Genomic DNA, 25,599 nt, shown 5'->3' with positions numbered 1-25,599 from the left:
ATCGACATGAGTAAAGGTTTGTTAAAGTGAAAAAATGGTTATCTCCAGCGTGCCCAAGGCCCTTCCCTCTGCCCCTGAAGCCGCTGACAGCTTTGTTCGCAAGCGCCTGAGCCTGCGTCATTTGCGGGTGCTGCAAGCGCTTTCTGAGGCGGGAAGCCTGGGCGCAGCGGCCGATGCCCTGCATGTCACCCAACCCGCGGTCAGCAAGGCGCTGAGCGAAATCGAGCAAGGCCTAGGACAAACCCTGTTCGTGCGCCGCGGACGCAGCTTGCGCGCCACAGCACTGGGCGAACGGCTGATCCAGCTGGCCAAAAAACTTGATGCCGACCTGCATCGAGGCGGCGGCGACATTGCCTCCATCGTGCGCGGTGCCTCGGGTGAATTGCTGATCGGCGCCACCAATGCCGCCCTGCCCCAGGTGCTGCCGGACGCGATGGCAGCGATGAAGCTGGAGTTCCCCCACATCACCCTGAGCGTGCGCACCCATGCCCTGACCGGGCTGATCAACGAGCTGCGTGAAGGCCGGCTCGATCTCGTGGTGGCGCGCATCCGCCCGCATGAGGCGCCGCCCGATCTGGAGCCCCTGTGCCTGATCGCCCAGCCCGAGGTGGCGGCCATCAGCACCGTGCACCCACTGGCCAAGACCAGCCACAAGCTGGGCTGGGACACACTCAATCAGCAGGCTTGGATCTGGCCCCTGCCCGGCACCCGCTCGCGCAGCCTGCAAGATCGGCTCTGGCATGACATGGGCCAAACCCTGCCCACCAATCTGGTGGAAACCGGCGATGTCATGCTGACCCTGAGCCTGCTCAAGCGCATGCCCATCCTGGCCCTGCTGCCCCAGCATGTGGCCAAGCTGGCGGCGCAGAATGGCATCGCCAAGATCCTGCCCCTGGAGGCTGATCTGGGTCTGGCCGACCTGACCCTCTGGCATCTGCGCGAGCCGCAGAGCGAGGTGGTGGAGCGGTTCAAGCAGCTGATGCTGGAGGCCAGCCAGAAGCTCGGCTGAAACACCACACCTACTCGAAGCGCCTCGTTTTTGTAGCGAGCGCCTGGCAGGCTAGGCGGACGGAGCACAGGAACCGGAACGTACTTCCTGTACGTGAGGATTCCGAGCACCGGACCAACGACGCATGGCAGGCGCGCAGTAAAAAACGTTCAAGCGTAGACCTCGGCTTCGGGGTCGGTGAGCTCCAGCTCATAGCTCGCCGCCAGCATGGCCAGGCGGGCGATCACGCCATACATGTAGAAGCGGTTCGGAGCGCTGGCGCCGGGCTTCTCGCCCGGGCGCGGCAGCTGCGAGCTCTGAGCAAAGGCCAGGGGCACAAAGCTGGAGCCCGGGGCGTTGAGGTTTTCGTCGGCGCCGCGGTCGGCATGGATGCGGTAGAAACCGCCCACCACGTAGCGGTCCATCATGTAGACCACCGGCTCGGCCACCGCGTCGTTGACGCGCTCGTGCGTGACCACGCCCTCTTGCACCAGCACCTGGTGCACTTCCTGGCCGTCCTTGATGACACTCATCTTGTTGCGGCTGCGGCGGTTCAGGTCGACCAGTTCCTTGGCATCGCGCACCGTCATCACGCCCATGCCGTAGGTGCCGGCATCGGGCTTGATCACCGCGAAGGGCTTCTCGTTGATGCCGTATTCCTTGTACTTCTTGCGCGTCTTGCTGAGCACCAGGTCAACCTGCGCCTGCAGGGCTTCCAGGCCCTGGCCTTCGCTGAAGTCCACGCCTTCGACCGGCACCGACATGGGATGGATCAACCAGGGGTCCATGCCCAGCAGCTTGCTGAACTTCTTGGCCACTTCTTCATACGCCTTGAAGTGCTGGCTCTTGCGGCGCAGCGCCCAACCCGCATGCAGGGGCGGCAGCAGATACTGCTCATGCAGATGCTCCAGCACGCGCGGCACGCCGGCGGACAGGTCGTTGTTGAGCAAGATGGTGCAGGGATCGAAATCCTTGAGGCCCAGGCGCCCGCGGTTGCGCACCAGGGGCTCCACCGTCAAGCTGGAGCCATCGGCAAGGTTCAGCGCGGTGGGCTCGGTCACATCCGGGTCCAGCGTGCCCAGGCGCACATTCAAGCCGGCTTGCGTGAAGATGCGTTTGAGCGTGGCGACATTGCTCAGATAGAAGGTGTTGCGGGTGTGGTTCTCGGGGATCAGCAAGAGGTTCTTGGCCTCGGGGCAGATCTTCTCGATCGCGGCCATGGCGGCCTGCACCGACAGCGGCAGCATGTCCGCCGTCAGGTTGTTGAAGCCACCGGGAAACAGATTGGTGTCCACCGGTGCCAGCTTGAAGCCGGCGTTGCGCAAATCCACCGAGGTGTAAAACGGCGGCGTGTGCTCCATCCATTCCAGGCGGAACCAGCGCTCGATGGCGGGCATGGATTCCAGGATGCGCTGCTCCAATTCGTTGATGGGGCCGGTCAGCGCGGTGGTGAGGTGGGGAACCATGTGCGAGGGTCTCGGGTCGGGCCGGAAATGCGGCGGTTCAGGGGCGAGCGTTTCGATTCTAGGAGGGAGCATGTGGGGACAGTGGCGCCAATGCCAAGTCCTGCACGGGAAAAGTTTCCGGCAGGCGATATGCTTGTCGGTGACACAGCCGAGGATTCCGCCCGCGCGATGAAGAAAGCCAAGATTCTGATCGTCGAGGACCAAGCCGACATCCGCCGACTGATCCGCTGGGCCCTGGAGGACACTGGCCACCAGCTCTACGAAGCGCCCAATGGCAGCCTGGCCCTGGACCTGGCCCGCACCATGCAGCCGGACCTGGTCTACCTCGATGTGATGATGCCCGGTGGTATCGATGGGGTGGAGGTCTGCCGCCAGATGCGCGCCGACCCCAAGCTCGCCCAGGCCCTGATCGTCATGCTCACCGCCGACGCCGGCCAAGCCACCAAGACTCGCGCCCTCGAAGCCGGTGCCAACTTCTTCCTCGCCAAACCCTTCAGCCCCGCCAAACTGCTGGAACTGACCGAGGTGCTGATCAAGAAGCGCCAACAGCAAAGCGCCCCGCCCGATCCAGGACCGTGAGGTCCCGGGCTTCAGCAGCGCTCAGGTCGGACGCAGGACCGGATTCGGCACGAAGTTGTCTTTGGTTTTGCTCGTGAGGCCCTGCAGCCCGCGCCGCCACCGGGCTCATGGTTCCGGGGTCGGCCCTGGCGGGCCGACTTCCCTGCGCTGCTCGCGCCTCGGGGCTGGCGCATAACTCACTCCGCTCCCTGCGTTCGCTTCGTTCAGACAGAAGCGCCAAGTCAGAAATTGAAGCGCGCGTGACCGCGCGCGCCCCGAGGCGCTGTGCTGCTCGGCCCTTCACAAATCGCCCGGCAGCGGCACGGGCTGCAGGGCGCTTGCATCGCGGTCGATGTGCCTCATCAACGGTGGAGCACGCCGAATCCGGAGGTGGCTCGGCCCGCCGATGGGCGAATTGTGCGCGGCCGAGGGCGCAGCGGAGCGGCTCAGGCGCGTGTACTCACGCGCTTCAAGTTCTGACTCGGCGCCACTGTTTGACCACAGTGAGCGCAGCGAACGGAGGGAGTTTGGCGACGCTGAGCCGCGCAGTGAGCACCGAGGGGAGTCGGCTCAAAGAGCCGACCCGCGAACCATGAGCCCGGCGGCGGGCCGAGCCACCGCAGCGAGAAAGATCCATCAAGACGGCGGAAGTCCGCAATGTGCCGTCTGCAGCCTCCCTCGCCACACAAAAAAAAAGCCGCCCGATCCAAGGATCGGGCGGCTTGTTCTCAATCCGGTACCGCGCAGTGATCAAACCCCTGCACAGCCCGTCCTAGAAAATCATTTGTGGTACGCCGTCTCGCCATGCGAGCTGATGTCCAGACCTTGGCGTTCGTCTTCTTCGCTGACGCGCAGGCCGATGACCAGGTCCACCAGCTTGTAGGCGACCACCGAGACCACAGCCGACCAGATCACGGTCACGCCCACAGCCTTGGCCTGCGTCAGCACCTGGCCGGCGATGGTGTAGGCATCGGCCGTCACCATGCTGACCGTCACCCAGTCAGCGACCAGGCTGGGGCCGCCCAAATTGGGCGAGTTGAAAACACCGGTCAGCAGGGCACCGACGATGCCGCCCACGCCGTGCACGCCGAAGACATCGAGCGAGTCGTCCGCGCCTAGCAGCTTCTTTAGACCCGACACGCCCCAGAGGCAGGCGAAGCCCGCGATCACGCCGATGATCAGCGCACCGCCGACACCCACATTGCCAGCGGCCGGGGTGATGGCCACCAGGCCGGCCACGGCGCCGGAGGCCGCGCCCAGCATCGAAGCCTTGCCCTTGTGCAGCGCTTCACCGATGGACCAGGACAGCACCGCAGCGGCGGTGGCCACCAGGGTGTTGATGAAGGCCAGGGCGGCGAAGCCGTTGGCTTCCAGCGCCGAGCCGGCGTTGAAGCCGAACCAACCCACCCACAGCAGCGAGGCGCCGACCATGGTAAGGGTCAGGCTGTGCGGGGTGAAGGCCTCTTTGCCGTAACCGATGCGCTTGCCCACCATGAAGGCGCCGACCAGGCCGGCCACGGCGGCATTGATGTGAACCACGGTGCCGCCGGCGAAGTCCAGCGCGCCCCATTGCCAGAGCAGACCGGCCTTGCCGTTCATTTCATCGACCACACCTGCAGCGGTGTAGGCGTCCGGGCCCATCCAGAACCAAACCATGTGCGCCACCGGCAGGTAGCTGAAGGTGAACCACAGAGCCAGGAAAGCCAGGGCGGCGCTGAACTTGATGCGTTCGGCAAAGGCGCCAATGATCAGGCAGGCGGTGATGCCGGCGAAGGTGGCCTGGAAGGCTGCGAACACGATCTCCGGGATGACCACGCCCTTGCTGAAAGTGGCCGCGTTGGCAAAGGTGCCGGCCGCGTTGTCCCAGACGCCCTTGAGCATCAGCCGGTCGGTGCCGCCGATGAAGGCATTGCCCTCGGTGAAGGCGAAGCTGTAGCCGTAGATCACCCACAGCACCACGATCATGGAGAAGGCCACCATCACCTGCATCAGCACCGACAGCATGTTCTTGCTGCGCACCAGGCCGCCGTAGAACAGGGCCAGGCCGGGCACGGTCATCAGGATGACCAGCAGGGTGGACAGCATCATCCAGGTGGTGTCGCCCTTGTTGGGCACCAGCACCGGGGCCGAGGCCGCATCGGCCGGGGCGGCGCTGGCCGGCGCTGCGGCCGAGGCTTCTGGGGCAGGTGCGACCGGCGCGACGGCGGCGGGCGCGCTGGCGTCGGGCGCCGCTGCGGTGGCCACCGCAGCCGGGGCCGAGGCTGCGCCGTCTTGCGCCCAGGCAGCCGGTGCGAGCACCGCGGCGGCCAGGGCCAAGGTGGCGAGAAGTTTCTTGATGATCATTGCAGATCTCCTACGGATTTTGGGTGTGCCTGGCTGGCGTCTTGTTGAGTTGCGCTCGGGCGGGTTCAGAGCGCGTCTTGACCGGTTTCGCCGGTGCGGATGCGCACCACCTGGTCCAGCGGAGAGACAAAAATCTTGCCGTCACCGATCTTGCCGGTGCGGGCGGCGCCCTCGATGGCCTCGATCACCTGCTCCACCACGGCGTCGGCCACGGCGGCCTCGACCTTCACCTTGGGCAGGAAGTCCACCACGTACTCGGCGCCGCGGTAGAGCTCGGTGTGGCCTTTCTGGCGACCGAAGCCCTTGACCTCGGTGACAGTCAGGCCTTGCACGCCGATGGCGCTCAGGGCTTCGCGCACCTCGTCGAGCTTGAAGGGTTTGATGATGGCGGTGATGAGTTTCATGAGGAGAGTCTCCGAAGTCTTGAGTTCGATCCGAGCAGATCAGAAGGTCTTCTTGGCCGAGAGCACAAAGCCGCTCTTGCCCAGGTTCTTGGACGACGGGCCACCGACGTAGGCGTCCGTGTTGGTGTTGATCAAGGTGGCGCCGAAGCTGATGCCGGCGTAGTCCTTGTTCAGGGTCACCGCGTAATCGGCGTAGGAACCGGCCGGGTTGTTCTTGACCTTCTGGCGGCCCAGATGCGGCACCAGGCTGAAGCCCTCGCCCAGATCCAGCGTGGCGCTCAGGTCCAGGTAGCCGCTGCCTTTGCTGTTGGCGGTGCCGAAGAGATTGGTGGTGCTGTGCGAATACTTGGCGGTGAAGACGCCGTAGCTCAGGGCGCCGTAGACCTCGGTGGTGTTGGCGCTGGGGTTCAGGTCATTGCCCGAGTAGATGTAGGTCAGCGCGCCCACATCGAGGGTCAGGCCCGGTGCCACCTCGGTCTTGTAGCCACCGTACACATCGATCTCCACCGAAGCGCCGCCGTTGTAGGGTGCGTCCTTGATCCACTTGATGGTGGAGGCCCAGGTGCCGATGTAGAAGCCGTTGGCAGCCACATAGTCCGCGCCGCCTTGCAGAGCGGGCTTCAGGCGGCTTTGCGAAATACCGCGGTAGCGGTAATCGGTGGTGACGCTGGCATTGAAGCTCAGCGGGCTGGCAGCCTCTTCGGCCTGTGCCGCCAGGGGCAGCAAGGTGCCCAGAACCAGGGCAAAGGTCGTGGCCAAAGCAAACGGTGTTGTCTTCATGCGGAACTCCTGGAAGGTTGATTCAAAAAGGACAAACAAAAGCCGTGAAAGACGGGGAGACGAGAAAGCCGGGGCCATTGCGGGCACTTGTGGGCACTTGGCTTTGGCATCGCAGCTTCCGTGCCAGCTTTCAGGCGGGCGGCGGCAGATCCTTTGTCCAGGGCAAACACCGAGGCCCATGCACCAATTGCTCGCAGGACCGAGACCGAGCACCAGCCCAAGCGCACTCTCTTGGTGCAAGGCACGCTTTGTGTGCCTGAAAGCTCGGGCCGGCGGGCACAATCAAGCCAGCCGGCGGGCCCGACCCGGCCCGCCCGGCACCTGCAAGGGAGAGCAAGAAGACCATGTCTCTGGCCGTTGTCCACAGCCGCGCCCTGGACGGGCTGACCGCCGCACCGGTCAGCGTGGAGGTGCATCTGGCCAACGGCCTGCCCTCCTTCACCTTGGTCGGCCTGGCCGAAACCGAGGTCAAGGAATCGCGCGAACGCGTACGCGCGGCCCTGCAAAACAGCGGGCTCGCTTTTCCCCACAACAAAAGAATCACGGTGAATTTGGCGCCGGCGGAGCTGCCCAAGGAAGGCGGCCGCTTCGACCTGCCCATCGCCCTGGGCCTGCTGGCGGCCAGCGAGCAGATCGATGCACAGCAGCTGGAGCGGCTGGAATGCGCCGGTGAGCTGTCTCTGGGCGGCGAGCTGCGTCCGGTGCGTGGCGCCCTGGCCATGAGCCTGGCGCTGCGGCGCGAAGGCAGCAGCAGGCGCCTGCTGCTGCCCGAGGCCAGCGCGGCCGAGGCGGCCCTGGTCGAGGGCGTGCCGGTGCATGCGGCGCGGCATCTGCTTGATCTGGTTGAGGCTTTGCGCCCCGGCAGCGACAGCCTGCTGCCCCGCGCTCGCGCGCTGCTGCCGGCCCAGCCGATCACGGCGGCGCCCGATCTGCGCGACATCAAGGGCCAGGCCGGCGCCAAGCGCGCGCTCGAGATCGCCGCGGCTGGCGGCCTGAGCCTCTTGATGGTGGGGCCGCCGGGCACGGGCAAATCCATGCTGGCCCAGCGCCTGTGCGGCCTGCTGCCGCCGATGAACGAAGACGAGGCCCTGGAATCGGCCGCCGTGCTCAGCCTGGCCGGCCAGTTTCAGCCCGAGCGCTGGCGCCAGCGCGTGATGCGCAACCCGCACCACAGCGCCTCGGCCGTGGCCCTGGTCGGCGGTGGCTCACCGCCGCGGCCGGGCGAAATCTCACTCGCCCAGCATGGCGTTTTGTTTCTCGATGAACTGCCCGAGTTCAACCGCTCGGCCCTGGAAGCCCTGCGTGAACCGATGGAAACCGGCCGCATCCTGATCTCGCGCGCCGCGCGCCAGGCAGAGTTCCCGGCCCGCTTCCAGCTGGTCGCTGCCATGAACCCCTGCCCCTGCGGCAACCATGGCAGCCCGCTGCGTGCCTGCCGCTGCGCACCCGATCAGATTGCACGTTATCAGTCGCGCCTCAGCGGCCCCTTCCTGGATCGGCTGGACCTGCTGGTCGAGGTGCCGGTGCAGCCGCCCGAGCTGCTGCACAGCGCCGCCGATGGCGAAGCCAGCGCCGTGGTGGCCGAACGCGTCGCCCGCGCTCGCCTGCGGGCTCTGGAACGCCAAGGCTGCAGCAATGCCGCGCTCAGCGCCGCCCAAGTCGACTCGCATGTCGCGCTCGAGCCCGCCGCCCAGGCCTTTTTAATCAAAGCCGCGCAACGCCTGTCCTGGAGCGCCCGCAGCCACCACCGCGTGCTTCGCGTGGCCCGCACGGTGGCCGACCTGGCGGGCAGCGCGAGCATCGAGGTGCAGCATCTCAGCGAGGCGATTCAGTACCGGCGCGGGCTGGCTACGCCTTGAGGCGGCAGACCCGCCGCAGTTGCGCCGGGCATGCATCACATCAAGGCAAATTCACCAAGGTCTCAACCCTGGAGCTCCATCCTTTGCTCTCAACATTCTTGATACGAGCCGCGCCGCTGTACCAGTTGGCCTCTGGCGCGCTGTCCCCGTCCTCTGAGTACGAAACCGTCAGCTGGGTCCCTGGGCGGAACGACCAGTTCGGGTTCCAGCCCAAGCCGCTCAAATCAGGTGTGGTGTACTCAACGGTCTTTTGCTTTCTGATCCAGCCAGAACTGAATAGGAAATCCCAAGACAAGGACGGTCCCACGCCACGAGTGTTGACATCTTCATAGTTGTCAGCGCGCACCGAACTTGCCAGACTGCCCGCCATGGGCGACCACTTCAACACCGGCCGTATCGGTGAACTGCCAGGCAGCATACTCAAGGCAATCGGGCTCACCGACGCAGGCAATTGCACTGTTTGCCCCAGGCCAGACAAAGACCGATAGCCGGCTTGGCGGGTGGAGGTCGTCTGCCCTTGTTTCAAGACCGCAGAAGCCCAAGCTGCGTAGACGCCGCTCGGCAAGTTCCCATTTGCGGGCAGCACGGCATAGGCGGGAGAGGTGGCCGAGCGATTCAAAGCCACAGCACCTTGCGCCGCGCGCCAAGAGATGGAGTAACTCAGCGCTTCCCCCGTGCGCACATCACCTGCGGGTAGGTCAATGCGCTGTGAAGCCACCAACGGGGTCGCCTGGGCCATGTCGAGACTCAGGCTCATGGCCGATGCTGCCTTCTGATCGCGCAGATAGACATACATATTCGCGACACCTTCGGCATCAAATCGCGACAGCGAGGCGTCAAATGGCGCATCGCTCACACGAAAGTAGTGCCGGTCGGGTTGCCAACTGTTGCAAGCCTCCCTGCCGCTGTAGACCGAGATCCAGAGATAGCAACGCTCACCGCCCGTCGGGTTGCGAATGTCGGCACGAACCTCGTACTTGGCGCTTCGCCAAGCGTCAAGGCTCTGCAAGTCAAGTTCGGTCGCCTCACTTCTCGTCATGTACAAGGCAGTAACGGTGGGGTTCGCCTCCATCCGATCGTCGACGGCCACGATCACCGCGTAGCGGCCGTCAACACTGTCGACCTGAAAACTGTAATCGTCGCCCACCTTCTCTGGCACCTTCCAGGCGCCATCACCGTCCTGATAAGCGATCCACGTCGACTGCGATGCTTTTGGCCACTTAGGCACCTTGACGGTGACCTTGCCGGCAAGGCTGGTGGATGCGGAGCCACCTGTGCTTCCGGTTGCTGCCGTGGAGCTACCCGTATCAGCACCACCGCCGCCGCCGCCGCCTCCACACGCAACCAAACCCGCCGCGCACAAAGCGACCGCCCACGCAGTCCTTGGATTTAACTTTGACTTCAACTTCATGCCCCCCTCGCGAATCCTGTTGATGGCGCTGCCCACGCAGCGCTGGGGCGCGATTCTGGCATGTGGGAAAGTGCGAGCGATCCGGTCAAACGCCAAGGTCTGCGGTAGCCAGCAAATCACCCGGACGATGCGCAAGGCCCTGAGCAACCGCGTCCAGCAGGGATGAACGCACGACGCACCACAGTGCCGTGGCGGAGAACTCGCAAGACACTTGGTTCCCAAAGGCTGGCTCTGGGGCCACGGGTGACTTAGCCCCGCCGCTCCTCCATCAATCCAATCAGATTACCCTCCGGGCCGCGGACAAAGGCGATCCAGAGCTGGTGATCGGCATCTGGGCGGCCATCTGGGGTGGGCGTTCGGGGGTGGCGCCGCGCCCGGTGATGGCGGCGTAGCTGGAATCGATCTCGGGCACCCGAAAGTACAAGAGCGAGTTGGCGCCGGCTTGCCCGGCCCCTTGCGGGGTGCTCAGCATGAAGCGCACCGAGCCGTCGCTGAGAAAGGCCAGATTGGGCCCGGCGCTGAACAGAAACTTCAGGCCCAGCACATCACGGTAGAAGGGCAAGGCGCGTTCGAGCTCGGCCACGGTGATGGCGATCTGATGCAAGGGGCCGACGGGGTGATCCATGGTGCGGTTCCTGGGCAGGAGCGAAGCCGATTGGACTCCGATTTGTCCGCCCGCGACCGGCTGGCAAGCAGCGCTGCGGCGCAGGCCTGACGCCTCAGGGCTGCCGCTGCCACTGGCCGTTGCGGACCCGCAGCACATCGCCGACCTGGAACTGCGGATCGCTCTCGCGCACAAAGCTCTGCACGCGACCATCGTCGAGCTTGACGCGCACCACCCAGACCCGGTGCGACTTCTGGCGCTTCTCGATCTCATTGCCGGCCATGCCGCCGGCGACCGCACCGCCGACGGTGGCGATCTTCTTGCCGGTGCCGCCGCCGATCTGATTGCCCAGCAGGCCGCCGATCACGGCGCCGCCGACGGCGCCCAGGCCGCTGGCCTTGCCTTCGCGCGTCTCTTCATTCACGGCCAGCACGCGGGCGCAATCGGCGCACAGGGCTGCGGCCTCCGGCTTGGCCGGCTTGGGCTCGTCCACGACCTTGCTTTCAGCCCGAGACGATGTGGCTTTCTCCGAGGCCAGCTGCGCTTTCAGCGGGGCCGGCTCGGCGGCGACCGTTTGTGGCGCCGGTGCCTCTGGCGACTGGGCGCGACCGACGGCATAGGCACCACCGAGCAACACGCCCGCGCCGAGAACGCTGGCGACGATTTGACTGGCTGAAAAAGAAACAGGGGCTTTCATCGCAACATCACTCCGCGCCCGCCAGGAAAGGAAGCAAGCAAACAAACAGGTGCGGCGGGCATGCGTTGAGAATGCCACGCGCATCGCTCCCTGTCCGTGAACGATGCGCTCAAGATGTAAGCGGGCGTTGGCAACTGCTCTGCGCTCGGCCCGCCGCCGTCATCAGAGCAGGGGCGCCAGGGCCCGCTCGGCCGCTTCTTTGCTCAAAGCCATGCGCTGCGCCCAATCGGCCACCTGGTCTTCGCCGATGCGGCCCACATTGAAGTAAGCCGCATCCGGGTGGGCGAAGTAGAAGCCCGAGACGCTGGCGGCCGGCGTCATGGCCATGCTGTCGGTCAGGCCCATGCCGATCTCTTCCGGCGTCAGGGTCTGGAACAAGGCGCGTTTGACCAGATGGTCGGGGCAGGCCGGATAGCCCGGCGCCGGGCGGATACCGCGGTACTGCTCCTGGATCAGCGCCTCATTGCTCAGCGCCTCGTCGGCGGCATAGCCCCAGAACTCGGTGCGCACACGCTGGTGCAGGCGCTCGGCAAAGGCCTCGGCCAGGCGGTCGGCCAGGGCCTTGAACATGATGGCGGAGTAGTCGTCGTGGTCGGCCAGGAACTGGGCTTCTTTCTTCTCCACGCCCAGGCCGGCGGTCACCGCGAACAAGCCGATGTAGTCGGGCACTGCGCCCTTGGGCGCGATGAAATCGGACAGGCTGCGGTTCGGCCGCTTGACCCCGTCCACCACCGGGCGCTCGCTCTGCATGCGCAGGCCGTGCCAGGTCATCAGCACCTCGCTGCGGCTTTCATCGCTGTAGATCTCGATGTCGTCGTCGTTGACCTGGGCGGCGGGGTAGAGGCCGAACACGCCATTGGCCTGCAGCCAGCGTCCCTTGATCAGGCGCTCCAGCATGCGCTTGCCATCGCTGAAGACGCGCTGCGCCTCGCTGCCGACGATCTCGTCCTTGAGGATGGCCGGGAAGGGGCCGGCCAGATCCCAGGTCTGGAAGAACGGACCCCAGTCGATGGCTTCGGCCAGATCGGCCAGGTCGTAGTTGCGGATCACACGGCGGCCGATGAACTGGGGCACCGGCGGCCGATAACTCGCCCAGTCCACGGCATGCTTGTTGGCGCGCGCCTCGGCCAGGCTGACCATGGGCGTCTGCTTCTTGTTGGCATGCAGATGGCGCACTTGTTCGTAATCGCTGCGCAACTCGGCGATGAATTTGGCGGCGCGCTCGTCCGAGAGCAGATCGCTGCAGACTCCGACACTGCGCGAGGCATCGGGCACATAGACCACCGGGCCTTCGTAATGGGGCGAGATCTTGACGGCGGTGTGCACCCGGCTGCAGGTGGCGCCACCGATCAAGAGCGGCGTGCCGCGCGAGCGGAAATGCTCGTCGCGCTGCATCTCGGCGGCCACATGCTGCATTTCCTCCAGGCTGGGCGTGATCAGGCCGGACAGGCCGATGATGTCGGCGCCCTCTTCCTTGGCGCGGGCAAGGATGTCCTGGCAGGGCACCATCACGCCCATGTTCACCACCTCGAAGTTGTTGCACTGCAGGACCACGGTGACGATGTTCTTGCCGATGTCGTGCACATCGCCCTTGACGGTGGCGATGACGATCTTGCCCTTGGGTTTGGCCTCGCCGCCGGCATCGATCAAGGCCTTCTTCTCGGCCTCGATGTACGGCAGCAAATGGGCCACCGCCTGCTTCATCACGCGGGCCGACTTGACCACCTGGGGCAGGAACATCTTGCCGGCGCCGAAGAGATCGCCAACCACATTCATGCCGGCCATCAGCGGGCCTTCGATCACATGCAGAGGCCGGCCGCCGCTGGCCTGGATGGCTTGCCAGGCTTCTTCGGTATCCGCATCGATGAAATCGGTGATGCCATGCACCAGGGCATGGCTGAGGCGCTGGTTCACATCACCAGCGCGCCAGGCCAGGCGGGCCGTGTCGTCGATGGCCATGCCCTTGGCGCGCTCGGCCACTTCAATCAGGCGCTCGCCGGAATCGGGGCGGCGGTTCAGCACCACGTCCTCCACGCGCTCGCGCAGCTCGGCGTCGAGGTCGTCGTACACACCCACCATGCCGGCGTTGACGATGCCCATGTCCAGGCCCGCCTGAATGGCGTGGTACAGGAAGACCGTGTGGATGGCCTCGCGCACCGGGTCGTTGCCACGGAAACTGAAGGACACATTCGACACCCCGCCCGAGACCTTGGCGCCGGGCAGGTTCTGCTTGATCCAGCGCGTAGCTTCAATGAAGTCGACCGCGTAGTTGTTGTGCTCTTCGATGCCGGTGGCAATGGCGAAGATATTCGGGTCGAAGATGATGTCCTCGGGCGGAAAACCGACCTCGTTCACCAGGATCTTGTAAGCGCGCTCGCAGATCTCGATCTTGCGGGCGAAGGTGTCGGCCTGGCCCTGCTCGTCAAAGGCCATGACCACGGCCGCGGCGCCGTAGCGGCGCACCAACTTGGCCTGGCGGCGGAACTCGGCCTCGCCCTCCTTCATGGAGATTGAGTTGACGATGCCCTTGCCCTGGATGCACTTGAGGCCGGCCTCGATCACGCTCCATTTGGAGCTGTCGATCATGATGGGCACGCGGGCGATCTCGGGCTCGCCGGCGATCAGGTTCAGAAAGCGCACCATGGCCGCCTGGCTGTCCAGCATGGCCTCGTCCATGTTCACATCGATGACCTGGGCGCCGTTCTCCACCTGCTGGCGCGCCACGGCCAGGGCCTGCTCGAACTGGCCATTGAGGATCATGCGCGCAAAGGCCTTGGAGCCGGTCACATTGGTGCGCTCGCCCACGTTGACGAAGAGCGAGCCCTCGCCGATCTGCACGGGTTCCAGGCCCGAGAGCTTCATGGGCGGAACAGCAGGTGCGGCAGCAGCAGTAGCAACAACGGCGGGAGAGGTGGTGGTCATGGCAGCGGCCTTCAGCGCAAAGGCAGAGCTGCGTCACTCACCGCAGCCCCGCACGTGCTCCAACAAGAAAACACAGAGGAATCATTGGTGAGCGTCGTTGCCGGGTGACGGGCCCCGGGAAAGCCGGGGCTGCACCTGTCCGAGCCTGGCGGCACACTCGCTGAAATTCCAGACATCAGGCGGGCAACCGTCGCAACGCTCCTCGGACCCGCGCATTTTACGCACCCCGCCCGCCGCGAACTCAAGCAATGCGGCCAGAAAGCCGACAACTCCTTGTGAACCCCACCCCGCCATCTTGGAACTGATCCAGCTCCCACCCCACAGCCTGCGTGTCGGCCAGGTCCTCAGCTTCGCCCTGCGCGATGCCGAGGGCCATTTGCTGTTCGCCGCCGGCCAGCCCCTGCCCAACACGCCCCAGGTGCAGGCCCTGATCGCCCGCGGCGCCTGGGTTCAGGCCCATGAGACCAAGGAGTACCAGCGCGCCCTGGCGCACAAGATGGACACCTTGATGCACCAGGGCGCGGTGCTGGCCGACATCGTCAAGGTGCAGGCCGACTTCCGCCAGGAGAAGGCCCAGAAGGTCGAGCTGGGCGAACAGGCCGCCTGGGCCGATCTGCAAATGCATGCCCACAGCCTGCTGCGCGAGCCGCGGGTCGAGGATTTCAAGCCGCGCTTCCAGCAGCTGCACAACGAGGCCTTGCGCCGCCTGCTGGCCAAACCCGATGCGGTGCTGATGCTGCTGATCTTCGAGACCAGCCAAAACTTCCAAAGCTACAGCGACCGCCACGCCCTGCTCTGCCTCGCCCTGGCCGAGCTCTGCGCCCGCCAGCTGGGCTGGCCGGACGATTGGCGCCTGGCCCTGACCCAGGCGGCCCTGAGCATGAACCTCAGCATCACCAACCAGCAAGACCGCCTGGCGGCCCAGACCGGCCAACCGAGCCCGGCCCAGCAGCAGGAGCTGGTCTCGCACGGCGACCGCAGCGCGGCCTTGTTGAGCAAGCTCGGGGTCAGGTCCGAGCTGTGGCTGCAAACCGTCTGCCTGCACCACGACGCCGGCCCCGGTGCCCTGGCCGGGCGAGCCCCGGCCGAGCAGCTGGCGCGCCTGCTGCGCCGCATCGACATCTTCGGTGCGCGGCTAAGCCCACGGCGCTCGCGCGCGGCCATGGCCGGCGCGTCGGCCGCACGGGCGGTCTACCTCGATGAACTCAAGCAGCCCGACGAAGCCGGCGCCGCCCTGATCAAGACCACCGGCCTCTACCCGCCGGGCAGCCTGGTGCGCCTGGCCAATGGCGAGGTGGGCATCGTCTTCAAACGCGGCCACAGCGCGACCGAGCCCCTGGTGGCCGCCCTGCTGGGCAAGAGCGGCAGCCCCTTGAGCGAACCGGTGCCGCGCGACACGCGCCTGGCCACGCAGGCGATCAGCGCCAGCCTGGCGCCTCAGGAGCTCAAGCTGCACATCAATATCGAGCGCCTGCTCAAGCTCGCAGGCGCTGGCTGACGCGGGCGGCCTGGGCTCAGGCCGCCTGGTCCGTCAGCTCGGTGAAGAACTTGGAGCCGCAGGGCCGCGGCTGGTAGGCCGACACACCCTTGGCGATCGCCGCAATGTGATCGGGCGTGGTGCCGCAGCAACCACCGGCGATGTTCAAGAAACCGCTGCGCGCGAACTCGCTCATCAGGCGGCCGGTGACATCGGGCGTCTCGTCGAAGCCGGTGTCACTCATCGGGTTGGGCAGACCGGCATTGGGGTAGCAGCTGACCGCCACCGGGCCCGCCGCCTTGGCCAGCTCTTCGATGTAGGGACGCATCAGAGTCGCGCCCAGCGCGCAGTTCAGGCCGATGGCCAGGGGCTTGGCGTGGCGCACCGAATGCCAGAAGGCAGTCACAGTCTGACCCGAGAGGATGCGACCCGAGGCGTCGGTCACCGTGCCCGAGATGATGATGGGCAGGCGCTCGCCCGTGTCTTCCATCAGCTCATCCAGGGCAAAGATGGCGGCCTTGGCATTGAGGGTGTCGAAGATGGTTTCCACCAGGAAGAGATCGACCCCGCCTTCCAGCAAGCCCTTGGCCTGCTCGTAATAGGCCGCGCGCAGGGTGTCGAAATCGATGTTGCGGGCGCCGGGGTCGTTGACATCGGGGCTGATGCTGGCGGTGCGCGGGGTCGGGCCCAGGGCGCCGGCGGCGAAACGCGGCTTGTCGGCCGAGCTGAATTTGTCGCAGGCCGCGCGGGCCAGGCGCGCCGCCGCCACACTCATCTCGTAAGCATGGGCTTGCAGGCCGTAGTCCTCCTGCGCCACGGTGGTGGTGCCGAAGGTGTTGGTCTCAATGATGTCGGAGCCGGCGGCCAGGTATTGCTCGTGGATCTGGCTGATGACATCGGGGCGCGTCAGCACCAGCAGGTCGTTGTTGCCCTTGAGATCGGTCGGATGCTCGGCAAAGCGGCTGCCACGGAAATCCGCCTCCGTCAGCTTGTAGCGCTGGATCATGGTGCCCATGGCGCCATCGAGGATGGCGATGCGGGTCTGCATGATCTCGGCCAAGCGGCCGCCGCGGGTGTAGGTGCTGGCAGTGGAGGTGGGCGTGTTCATGGCGGCATTGTAGGAAACCCGACTGTGCCAGGCTGAAGCACGGTCAGCGCCTGCGCCAGCCGGACGAAAAAAAGGCCTGCAGCGCAGGCCTTTTCTCATCTCATTCCCGCGCCAGGCGCGGTTCAACTCACTGGGCTTGACGGCGGCGACGTGCCACACCGGCCACAGCCAGGCCACCGGCCAGCATCAGCAAATAGGTGGACGGTTCCGGCACGGCGGCGGCGATGGTGCCGTTGACGCCGAAGGGCAGTTCCACCGTCAGGCCCGAACCGGCTTCGGTCAGGGTGGCGAAGGGCGCGCCGGACAGCGCCTGTGCGGCATTGCCTTCGCGCGCGTCGGACGTCGGCGGCTGCCAGGGGCCCGAAGCCAGGGAACCGGTCAGGCTCCAGCGCAGCCAGTAGGTACCGGCCGCCAGCTGGAAGTCGCTGACATCGGCATTGGCCTTGTAGATGCCGCGCTGGGTGTTGGTCAGCGTGCTTTCGAGGACACGATAGCCTTGCAGACCACCGTTGGTCACGGCGCCCGAACCCGAGGCGACGACGGTGCCGTTGTTCACATCACCCGAAACAATGCTCCAGGTGGCGCCCGTGAAGGTGAAGCCGCTGGCACCGGTTTGGTAGCCGAAAAAGTCCAGGCTTTGCACATTCCACACGGTGCCAGCGGCCACGGTGAAGTCATCAGCCACCGAGATGCCGGCCGCGGTATTCATGCCGAAGCCATAGGTCGAGGCCGGCGAAGCCAGCACGGACAGACCGTTGCCGCCGACCACCGGGCCATTGCTGTAAATCACGTCAGCATGGGCTGCACCCGCAGCGGCCAGCACGCTCAAGAGGATCAGTTTTTTCATTTCCACTCCGTCATTGAATTGCATTCATCCGCAGCCCAGGGAGTCCAAGCCCCGGTTCTGCATCCCTCGTTTGGCGCACAACTCCCGAACGCCATCGAGCCTGCAAGTTAACAGTCGCGGAAATACTTCACATCCAAGGAAGTACGCTCAGGTAAACCACAACTTGACAAGAAAAACGGCCTGCATCATGCAGGCCGTTTCACTTTGCTTTCAAACTCCTCGACCAGGGATCAAGGCTCAGCGCCCGCCGCTGGGTTTGCCACGCCCGGCGCCACTTGGGCCACCGGGGCGACGCGGGCCATCCCGGCGTGCGCCCGGTCGACCCTCTGTTCGGCCATCCCCGCGGGGACTGCGCGGCGCCGAGCGCGGATCGCGTGCCTCACGGCCATCGCGCCGGCCGGGTGCTTCGCGCGGCTCGCGCACCGGGGCTTCGGCCCGCTCGGCGCGTGCCTGGTCCAGCAAGGCCGGCAGCTCCTCCGGGCTCACGCCCTTGAGCACGCAGAAATTGGGCAAGGTCAGGGTGGTGCGCTCGAAGTCGTAGAGCAAACCCGCCCGATTGCGGCGCTGGGTCTGCGCCAGATCGCGCTCGGCCTGCTCGGCAGCCAGGCGCTCCTGCTGCAAACCACGGCGGCGGGCCAGCTCTTCGCGAGCCGCTGCACGGTGCTCTTCGCTGAGCTCACCGGCCGGCTGGCCATCCAGATCGAAACGTTGCGTGGCCTTGCCCAGGGCAATCAGATAGCCCGTGTTGCCGGTGTAGCGGCGCAAGAATGCCGAGAGTTGGGCCTTGGTGAACTGACCCGGCGCGCGCGCCTGGATGTCGGCCTGCACGCGCAGCTTCAGCGGCTTGAAAGGGCCGCTGAACAGGGCCGGGAACAGGGCCTTGAGCTGAGCCGCGCAGACCGCCGGGCTCATCTCGGCGGCCTGCGCGGCCGGCGCTTCTGAGGCAGGGGCTGCCGCAGCCGGCGTCTCGGCCGGCGCGGCTTCGCTCACCGGGCTGGCATCGGCCACAGGCGCCACGGGCGGCGCCTCCGCGGCGTCGGTGGTGGGCGTCTGCGTCGAATCGGGAATGTCGTTCATGAGAGCAAGTGCGGCAAAACTGCAAAGGGAAACCAAGCCGTATTGTCCACCCTGCGGCCGAAGCGGCCGAAAGCCAGGGCGCTGCGCGCCCCGCGGTGCCGCCAAAGCACAAGCCTGCGCCCCATCCGGACGCAGCTCACGAGCCTCAGTTCAGACCCCCGAAGACCTTTTTCAGCAGAGCACTGCCAGTGCCCAGCGGGTCCTGGCGGATCTTGCGTTCTTCCTCGCCGATCACAAGGAAAAGGCCATCGATGGTCCGGCCCGTCACGTACTGCTGAATGTTGGCGTCGTCCTGACGCAGCAGCCCCAGGCCCGCGGCCTTGCCGGCCACGGCGTTGTACTTGTCGGCCAGGGCGACTTTCTGGGTCGCCTGGGTGACCAGGGGCAGGAACTTCTCAATCAGCGGCGAGCGGGTCTTGCCGGCGAAATACTGCGTCACGGCATCGTCACCGCCGCGCAGGATTTTGAGACCGTCCTCCACGCTCATGCCCTTGACGGCGGCCAGCAGCAAGGGCTGGGCCGCCGGCACGGCCGCCTCTGCCGCGCGGTTCATGGCGGTCAGCAGTTCGTCGACCTTGCGGCCCTGGCCCAGGGTTTTGAGCAGCTTGGCCGCGTCCTTCAGATGCCCGGGCAGCTCGATGCGCACCGCCGGATTGCCCAGAAAGCCATCGCTGCGGCCCAGCTGGGCCACGGCGGCGGCGGCACCGCGCTCCAGCGCGGCACGAATGCCCGAGGCGGCATCGCCCTCCGTCAGGCCGGCGCGGACGCAGGGGCTGGCCAGGCCCAGCAAGGGCAAAAGCAAGAGGGGGCGGCGTTGCAGCATGGTGGGCTCCGGTTTCAAGAGGTTCAAGAGGAACAGGCGAGAGGATGGATCATTCCGCGGCATCGGCTGCGAAGGTCGTGGCCGGGGCTGCGTCCACCGGCTCCTCGTCATGCAGTGACATGACATCCTGATCGATGGCGCCGAAGAGGCTGAGCCCGTCACGGCCCTTCGTCTCGATGCGCACGGTGTCACCGAACTTCATGTACGCGGTCTTGGGCGCGCCGCCGTCCAGGGTTTCCAGCGCACGCTTCTCGGCGATGCAGCTGTAGCCACGGCTGGCGTCCTTGTTGCTGACCGGGCCAGTGCCAATCACGCAGCCGGCGCGCAGGCGGCGGGTCTTGGCCGCATGGGCGATCAACTGCCCGACATGAAACCCCATCTCCGGCCCGGCGTCGCACTGGCCGACCTTGCGACCGTTCCACATGGTCTGCAGGCTCAAATCCACCCGGCCGCCGCTCCAGGCCGCGCCGAGCTCATCCGGCGTTACCGCCACCGGGCTGAAGGCCACGGCCGGCCGGCTCTGCAGCGCGCCCTGGCCCTTGGCCTGCTCCGAGGCCTGCAGCTGGCGCAAGCTCCAGTCATTGCACAGCATCAGCAGGCGCACGCCTTCCAGCGCCTGAGCCGGCGTGACGCCTTGCTCGACATCGCCGGTAACTGCAGCCAGCCCCGCCTCGAAGTCGATCCCCATGGCCTCGGAGGCAAAACGCCCGGGCTCGCAGGGGCCACGAAAGTCATCGCTGGCGCCCTGCACCAGCAGCGGGTCCAGATCCAGGCCAGCATCGCCGGTCTCGCCACGCGCCTGCCGCAGCAGCTGCAGATGGCTCAGATAGGCCGAGCCGCGCAGCCACTGGCCGGCGCGCGGCAGCGGCGCCATGCACTGCTTGGGGTCGAAATTGAAGGCATGGCGCAGCTTGCCGTGGTTGAGGCTGGTGTACAGCTCTTCCAACTGCGGCGAGAGAAAGCCCCAGTCGTCCAGCACCTGCTGCAGGCGGCTGGCGATGCCGTTGGCGTAGTGAGCCTGGCTCAGGTCGCGCGAGACGACCACGAGCTGGCCGTCGCGGGAGCCGTCCTTATAGGTGGCAAGTTTCATCGGATGGAGACAATACAGCGCTGCGATGACGGCATTGTCCAATGCGAACGGATGCGACCCATTTTTTCTCCTGTGTTTTCCCGGCGCGATTGGCAGCGCGATTGGCTGCGCGCCCGCCCCTGGCTGCTCGCCCTCGGCCTGAGCACGGTCGCCCATGCCTGGCTGCTGCAACGGAGCGGCGACGCCGAATCCCCGCGCCCGCCGGCACCGCAGGCCAGCCCCGGGCGGGCGACGGTGCGGGTGCTGAGCACGGCGCCGGTCAGCGCGGCTTCGCCTGAAGCGACGCGCACGCCTGCGCCAAAGCTCCCACCCGCACGCTCGCGCAGCGCAGCGCCCGCCGTCACACCCAACCACACGCAGCCGGTACCGGCGGCCAGCCCAACGGCCCAAGCCGAGGCCACAACGCCCGAGCCCGCGCCAGCCACGGCAGCGCCCGGCCCGCCTCACACCGCCCGCCTCGCAGCCGCCGGCGAGTGGCATTACATCCTGCTGCAAAACGGCGCCTACGGCCGCGCCCGGCTCAACTGGCAGCCCTCGGGGCGCGACTACAGCCTGATGCTGGAGCGCGAACTGGAAGGCCGGCCCCTGCCCGCCTGGAAAAGCCAGGGGCAGATCGACGAACAAGGCCTGAGCCCCGAGCGCTATGTACAGCAGCGCCGCGGCCGCGACATGATGGCCACCAATTTCCGCCGCGACGAGGGCCTGATCAGCTATTCCACCAGCGCCGACTTGGTGCCCCTGCCGGCCGGCGTGCAAGACCGGCTGAGCTGGTGGATCCAACTGGCAGCCCTGATCGAGGCGAGGCCCGAACACTACCCGCCGGGCAGCGAGCTGCGCCTGCCGGTGGCCGCCTTTCGAGGTGAGGCGCGCGAGTGGGTGTTCCAGGTGCTGGACCAGCAAACCCTGGAGCTGCCCGGCGCCAGCGTCGCCCGCGCCTTGCATCTGCGGCGCCTGGCCCTGGGGCCGTACAGCGGGGAGATTGAAGTCTGGCTGGACCCGGCGCGCGGTCACATCCCCGTGCAGCTGATCATGGACCTGCCCGACGACCGGGGCTGGCAGCTGCAGCTCAGCAACACGCCCTCTGACAAACCCTGAGCCCCCCGCATCCACGTGTGTTTTTTTGACGCTTCCACCACGAATCTCGCAAAGGAAAGCGCCGAACAGCGCTGCGATCTGACACTATTTACCCACGGTCAGGTGCCTGGGGCTGCCGATAAGCCTTGAAAGCCGGCACGCTGGCCGCAGTTGAAGCTGAAAGGAGCCGAACCATGCACATGCTTTACAACTCCCCCAGTTTCAGTGTCGTCAAGTTCGACGTGCAGGTCACCGAACCGGTGCCTGGGGAATTCCTGCAAGCCAATCCCGAGCTGCAGTTGCATCGCGGTGGCTATGAAATCGTCGACAAGTTTTCGCGCCGCGAGATCTTCATCGAAGGCGCCCTGGCCCAGCAGTTCCAGGATGGGGTCGAGGCCTTGATCGAGCAAGACCCGAGCGAGGAAGACCTCGATGACTTCATCGAGAGCTACGCCAGCATGGGCCATCAACCGGTGGTGATGCACTGAACTGGCGCTAAAAATCACCGCGCCAAGCCCTTGTCCTTGACGCGCCGCTGCGCCAAGATGGGGCAGCGCCACGCCATCTTCGGTGGCGCGCTGTCGTCAGCAAGGGAACCTGCCCATGGTCAAGCGTTCAGCGAGCCCGCGGCCCGCCAAAGCCCGGGCCCTCACCAGCGAGGGCCCGTCCACCGTGGGCCGCGCCGAGGAGCGCAGCCGAGCCAGCGAAGCGCGCAGCCCCAGCCGCGTTCTGCCCTCTCCGGGCCTGAAGGACGCGCCGGTGCTGGACCGCATGTGCTCGCAGTTCGTGCTGACCCTGACGGTCAAACATGCCGGCCGATTCAATCTGCGCCGCGATTTCAACGGTCTGCTGTCTTTCACCGGCCGCCACCTGGTCTGGCCCCTGCGTGTGCTGGGCCGCCTGCGTGACTACCTGAACCAGCGCTGCCAGGGCAATGAGCTCTGGCGCGGCCACGAGGCGCTCAGTGACGAGGCCTTCTTGCAGCGCCACGGTGTTTGGAGCGGGCCGTTCTCGGAAGCCACCCTGTTCTTCTACCTCGACGAATACGTCAAGGACGCGCCCAAGGACATGCTGGCCCTGCTGGCCACCACCAGCGAATGGCTGGACCGCCAGCTCAAGCGCGAATCCACCCTGGTGGAGAAGAACATCGACGCGCTCGGCACCCTGCTGCAGCTGAACCCGGCCGAGCGCGCCCTGCTGCTCTACGGCACCCTGGCGCGCTACCAGCGCGAGCTGCGCGGCGCCCTGGTCGAGTTCAAGGTCAACACCGCGCAGGAAGCCTTTGCCGCGATTGCCGCGGTGGCCGGCGTCAACGAGCAGGAAGTGGCCGAGGCCTTGCGCGCCGGCTCGCGCCTGGAACGCATCGGCATGGTGGAGAACCTGATCTCCGAACACAACATCACCGACCTGGCCGATCTGATGAAGGTCAGCGACCAGCTGCCGCCGGTGCTGATGCGCGAGTACCCCGGGCCGCACGACCTGATGGCCGTCTTCACCCGCCCGGCCACGCCCAGCCAGCTCAAGGCCGAGGACTTCGAGTTCGTCGCCGAAGACCTGGCCCTGCTCAACACCTTGCTGCGCCAAGCCGTGGCGCGGCGCGAGCCCGGCGTCAATGTGCTGCTCTACGGCCCGCCCGGCACCGGCAAGACCGAGCTGGCCAAGGTGGCGGCGCATGCCGCGGGCCTGGATCTGTACGAGGTGGAGTACGCCGACCGCGACGGCAACAGCCTCTCGGGCCGCGACCGTTACCGCTCGCTGCAGATCAGCCAGGTCTTCCTCAAGGCCAGCGCCCATGTGGCGCTGCTGTTCGACGAGGTGGAAGATGTCTTCCCGCCTCTGTCCACGGACACCGCCCAGCTGATTGCCCGCCTCGACTCGGCCGCCGAGGCGCCGACCTCGGGCTCGGTCTCGGGCAAGGCCTGGGTCAACCAGATCCTGGAAACCAACCCGGTGCCGGTGATCTGGATCACCAACCGCATTGAGCAGATCGACCCGGCCTTCCGCCGCCGCTTTCAGTACCACCTGGAGCTCAAGTCCCCGCCGCCGGGCGCCCGCCTCGGCCTGGTCAGCAAGGCCCTGGCCGATGTGCCGGTCAGCGCCGAGTTCGCCGTCCGCCTGGCCGAGCGCCGCGGGCTGACGCCGGCGCAGATCCGCACCGCAGTGCGCTTCGCCCAGCTGGCCGGCCAGGCGACCGACTGCGAGCAGATGATCGAGCGCCAGCTGGAGAACGCCGACAAAGCCCTGGGCCACCGCGCGCATGGCCGCGCGGTGCGGCCGGCGGTGACCCAGTACGCGCTTGAGTTGCTGAACTGCGAATCGCGCTTCGAGGTGCCGCGCATCGTCGCGGCCCTGCAGCGCCGCGGCGTCGGCAACCTCTGCTTCTACGGCCCTCCGGGCAGCGGCAAGACGGCCCTGGCCGAACACATCGCCCAAGCCCTGCAGCGGCCGCTGATGGTGCGCCAGGCCAGCGATCTGGCCAGCAAGTTCGTCGGCGAAACCGAGCAGAACATGGCCCGCATGTTCGAGACCGCCGCCGCCGAGGGTGCGGTGCTGCTGCTGGACGAGGCCGACAGCTTTCTGCGCAGCCGCCGCATGGCCGAGCGCAACTACGAGGTCTCCGAGGTCAACGAGATGCTGGCCGGCATGGAGCGCTTTCCCGGCATCTTCATCTGCACCACCAATCTGTTCGAGGAGCTGGACGAGGCCGCGCTGCGGCGCTTTGCCTTCAAGATCGGCTTCAAGGCGCTGCGCGTGGAGCAGCGCGAGCGCATGTTCGCCCGCGAAGCCTGCGGCGACGACGCAACGCCGCTGGATGCCGATCAACGCGAACGTTTGGCCGCGCTGGACCAGCTCACGCCTGGCGACTTTGCGGCCGTGCGCCAGCAGGTCGAGATCCTCGGCGAGCCGCTGACGCCGGACGAGTTCCTGTCCCAGCTGGAGGCCGAGCACCGGGTCAAGCCCGGCGTTCGCAGCCGCCGCCAGATCGGCTTCCAGCATTGAAGCTGCGCCCACGCTGCCACCGAGCTATGGCATGGTGGCGGGCATGAACGCTGCGCCTCTTCCTTCTCTTGCTGACCGACCGGGCTTGACGGCCCGCCTCACCGCCCTCCTGACCTGCCTGCTACCGCTGGCCCTGCTGCTTCCCACGGCCAGCACGGCCGCGCCGGCCTGCCCGCCAGCCATCGCCATGCCCAGCGAGGCGCAAGCCCAAAGCCTGGCAGCCCAGGCGCCCGACCGGGGCCTGCTCTACCGCCTGCGCCGCGACGGGGTGGACTCCTACCTCTACGGCACCTTGCATGTCGGCCGCATGGAATGGCTGTTCCCCGGCCCGCGCCTGCGCGAAGCCATGGCGCAGAGCCGCGTGCTGGCCCTGGAACTGGACCTGCAAGATCCGGCCACCCTGCAGATCCTGAGCCAGCCGCCACGCCATGCCGAAGCCCTGAAACTCAGCGAGCCCCTGCGCAAACGCATGAGCGCCCAGGCGCGCGCCGCCTGCCTGCCCGAGCAAGCCCTGGCCAGCCTGCACCCCATCTTGCAGCTGAGCACCTACACCGTGCTGCAGGCGCGCTGGGATGGGCTGGACCCCAGCTTCGGCCAGGAGCAGATGCTGAGTGCTTGGGCCCGACAGCAGGGCCGCTCCGTTCTGGCCCTGGAATCGGCCGAGCGTCAGCAGCAGGCCTTGATTCCGGCCCGTGCGGCCGAGGCTCGCAAGGCTTTGCTCAAAGGCCTGGATCAGTTGGAGCGGGGCCAGGTGCGGCCGGTGCTGCGCCGCCTGGCCCAGGCCTGGGCCGACGGCGACCTGGAGCTGCTGCAGAACTACGAGCGCTGGTGCGAATGCATCGAGGATGAACAGGACCGCATCGAGCTGCGCCGCCTCAACGATGAACGCAACCCCGAGCTTGCGCACGGCATCGAAGCCCTGCATGCCAAGGGCCAGCCGGTGCTGGCCGCGGTGGGCGCCTTGCACCTCAGTGGCGATCAATCGCTGCCCCGTTTGCTGGCAGCGCGCGGCTTTGAGGTCGAGCGCCTGGTGCCCGCGTCAGACAAACGCTAGCTCCGCGTCGTACCATG

At 66.5% G+C, this 25,599-nt stretch carries 21 protein-coding genes and 1 riboswitch; of the genes, 8 read left to right on the top strand and 13 right to left on the bottom strand.

The window, feature by feature from the left end; translation table 11 throughout:
• Positions 1–34: 34 nt before the first annotated feature.
• A complete protein-coding gene (locus C1O66_RS18660) occupies positions 35–1,009 on the top strand; it encodes a LysR family transcriptional regulator (protein ID WP_102769270.1) in 975 nt (324 codons plus the stop codon).
• A gap of 149 nt (positions 1,010–1,158) precedes the next feature.
• Here the strand turns inward: C1O66_RS18660 and gshA are convergent, their stop codons facing one another.
• Positions 1,159–2,454: a glutamate--cysteine ligase gene (gene gshA / locus C1O66_RS18655; RefSeq protein WP_102769269.1), complete on the bottom strand. Its 1,296-nt coding sequence runs from the start codon at positions 2,452–2,454 to the stop codon at positions 1,159–1,161.
• Positions 2,455–2,622: 168 nt separating this feature from the next.
• Between gshA and C1O66_RS18650 the strand changes: the two genes are divergently transcribed.
• Positions 2,623–3,033, top strand: coding sequence for a response regulator transcription factor (locus C1O66_RS18650; protein WP_102769268.1), 411 nt, complete (start codon positions 2,623–2,625; stop codon positions 3,031–3,033).
• 759 nt (positions 3,034–3,792) lie between these two features.
• On the opposite strand, the gene C1O66_RS18645 is transcribed toward C1O66_RS18650, so the two are convergent.
• The 3 genes from C1O66_RS18645 to C1O66_RS18635 all read right to left on the bottom strand — a co-directional run bounded on the left by C1O66_RS18645 (position 3,793) and on the right by C1O66_RS18635 (position 6,539).
• Positions 3,793–5,349: an ammonium transporter gene (locus tag C1O66_RS18645; RefSeq protein ID WP_102769736.1), complete on the bottom strand. Its 1,557-nt coding sequence runs from the start codon at positions 5,347–5,349 to the stop codon at positions 3,793–3,795.
• A 71-nt stretch (positions 5,350–5,420) separates the two neighbouring features.
• Entirely contained in the window at positions 5,421–5,759 is a 339-nt protein-coding gene (gene glnK / locus C1O66_RS18640) for a P-II family nitrogen regulator (protein ID WP_102769267.1), read from the bottom strand.
• Between the two features lie 39 nt (positions 5,760–5,798).
• On the bottom strand, positions 5,799–6,539 hold the full coding sequence (locus tag C1O66_RS18635; RefSeq protein WP_102769266.1) for a TorF family putative porin: 741 nt from the start codon (positions 6,537–6,539) through the stop codon (positions 5,799–5,801).
• Positions 6,540–6,883: 344 nt separating this feature from the next.
• Here C1O66_RS18635 and C1O66_RS18630 point away from each other — a divergent pair, with 344 nt between their 5' ends.
• Positions 6,884–8,398 (top strand): YifB family Mg chelatase-like AAA ATPase, encoded by a 1,515-nt coding sequence (locus C1O66_RS18630; RefSeq protein ID WP_102769265.1) that lies wholly within the window; start codon positions 6,884–6,886, stop codon positions 8,396–8,398.
• Between the two features lie 40 nt (positions 8,399–8,438).
• On the opposite strand, the gene C1O66_RS18625 is transcribed toward C1O66_RS18630, so the two are convergent.
• The 4 genes from C1O66_RS18625 to metH form a co-directional block, all read right to left on the bottom strand.
• Positions 8,439–9,809, bottom strand: a complete 1,371-nt coding sequence (locus C1O66_RS18625; protein ID WP_133155296.1) for a hypothetical protein — start codon at positions 9,807–9,809, stop codon at positions 8,439–8,441.
• 277 nt (positions 9,810–10,086) lie between these two features.
• On the bottom strand, positions 10,087–10,434 hold the full coding sequence (locus C1O66_RS18620) for a VOC family protein (protein WP_207795985.1): 348 nt from the start codon (positions 10,432–10,434) through the stop codon (positions 10,087–10,089).
• A gap of 94 nt (positions 10,435–10,528) precedes the next feature.
• Positions 10,529–11,110 (bottom strand): glycine zipper 2TM domain-containing protein, encoded by a 582-nt coding sequence (locus C1O66_RS24650; protein WP_102769263.1) that lies wholly within the window; start codon positions 11,108–11,110, stop codon positions 10,529–10,531.
• 162 nt (positions 11,111–11,272) lie between these two features.
• Positions 11,273–14,032, bottom strand: a complete 2,760-nt coding sequence (metH, locus tag C1O66_RS18610; RefSeq protein ID WP_102769262.1) for a methionine synthase — start codon at positions 14,030–14,032, stop codon at positions 11,273–11,275.
• An 82-nt stretch (positions 14,033–14,114) separates the two neighbouring features.
• Positions 14,115–14,242: riboswitch (S-adenosyl-L-homocysteine riboswitch) on the bottom strand.
• An 85-nt stretch (positions 14,243–14,327) separates the two neighbouring features.
• Between metH and C1O66_RS18605 the strand changes: the two genes are divergently transcribed.
• Positions 14,328–15,530, top strand: coding sequence for an HD-GYP domain-containing protein (locus C1O66_RS18605; RefSeq protein WP_102769261.1), 1,203 nt, complete (start codon positions 14,328–14,330; stop codon positions 15,528–15,530).
• Between the two features lie 16 nt (positions 15,531–15,546).
• Here C1O66_RS18605 and C1O66_RS18600 read toward each other — a convergent pair whose 3' ends face one another.
• From C1O66_RS18600 to C1O66_RS18580, 5 genes are all read right to left on the bottom strand, one after another.
• Entirely contained in the window at positions 15,547–16,617 is a 1,071-nt protein-coding gene (locus tag C1O66_RS18600; RefSeq protein WP_102769260.1) for a homocysteine S-methyltransferase family protein, read from the bottom strand.
• Between the two features lie 127 nt (positions 16,618–16,744).
• Positions 16,745–17,464, bottom strand: a complete 720-nt coding sequence (locus C1O66_RS18595) for a PEP-CTERM sorting domain-containing protein (protein ID WP_102769259.1) — start codon at positions 17,462–17,464, stop codon at positions 16,745–16,747.
• A 237-nt stretch (positions 17,465–17,701) separates the two neighbouring features.
• A complete protein-coding gene (locus C1O66_RS18590) occupies positions 17,702–18,541 on the bottom strand; it encodes a ProQ/FINO family protein (RefSeq protein ID WP_102769258.1) in 840 nt (279 codons plus the stop codon).
• A gap of 145 nt (positions 18,542–18,686) precedes the next feature.
• A complete protein-coding gene (locus C1O66_RS18585) occupies positions 18,687–19,364 on the bottom strand; it encodes a DUF4197 domain-containing protein (RefSeq protein WP_102769735.1) in 678 nt (225 codons plus the stop codon).
• A gap of 49 nt (positions 19,365–19,413) precedes the next feature.
• Positions 19,414–20,454 (bottom strand): fumarylacetoacetate hydrolase family protein, encoded by a 1,041-nt coding sequence (locus C1O66_RS18580; protein ID WP_102769257.1) that lies wholly within the window; start codon positions 20,452–20,454, stop codon positions 19,414–19,416.
• Between the two features lie 72 nt (positions 20,455–20,526).
• On the opposite strand from C1O66_RS18580, the gene C1O66_RS18575 reads away from it, so the two are divergent.
• From C1O66_RS18575 to C1O66_RS18560, 4 genes are all read left to right on the top strand, one after another.
• A complete protein-coding gene (locus C1O66_RS18575) occupies positions 20,527–21,549 on the top strand; it encodes a DUF3108 domain-containing protein (RefSeq protein WP_102769256.1) in 1,023 nt (340 codons plus the stop codon).
• Positions 21,550–21,722: 173 nt separating this feature from the next.
• Complete coding sequence (locus tag C1O66_RS18570; protein ID WP_102769255.1) at positions 21,723–22,016, top strand: BTH_I0359 family protein; 294 nt, start codon at positions 21,723–21,725, stop codon at positions 22,014–22,016.
• A gap of 115 nt (positions 22,017–22,131) precedes the next feature.
• On the top strand, positions 22,132–24,528 hold the full coding sequence (locus tag C1O66_RS18565) for an ATP-binding protein (protein WP_102769254.1): 2,397 nt from the start codon (positions 22,132–22,134) through the stop codon (positions 24,526–24,528).
• Between the two features lie 43 nt (positions 24,529–24,571).
• On the top strand, positions 24,572–25,582 hold the full coding sequence (locus C1O66_RS18560; protein WP_133155294.1) for a TraB/GumN family protein: 1,011 nt from the start codon (positions 24,572–24,574) through the stop codon (positions 25,580–25,582).
• Positions 25,583–25,599 lie beyond the last annotated feature (17 nt).

Origin of the sequence: Paucibacter aquatile (assembly GCF_002885975.1) — a bacterium.
Taxonomy (GTDB): Bacteria; Pseudomonadota; Gammaproteobacteria; order Burkholderiales; family Burkholderiaceae_C; genus Paucibacter_A; species Paucibacter_A aquatilis.
The sequence above is the reverse complement of the archived record's forward strand: the minus strand, read 5'-3'. Positions and strand labels throughout refer to the sequence as shown.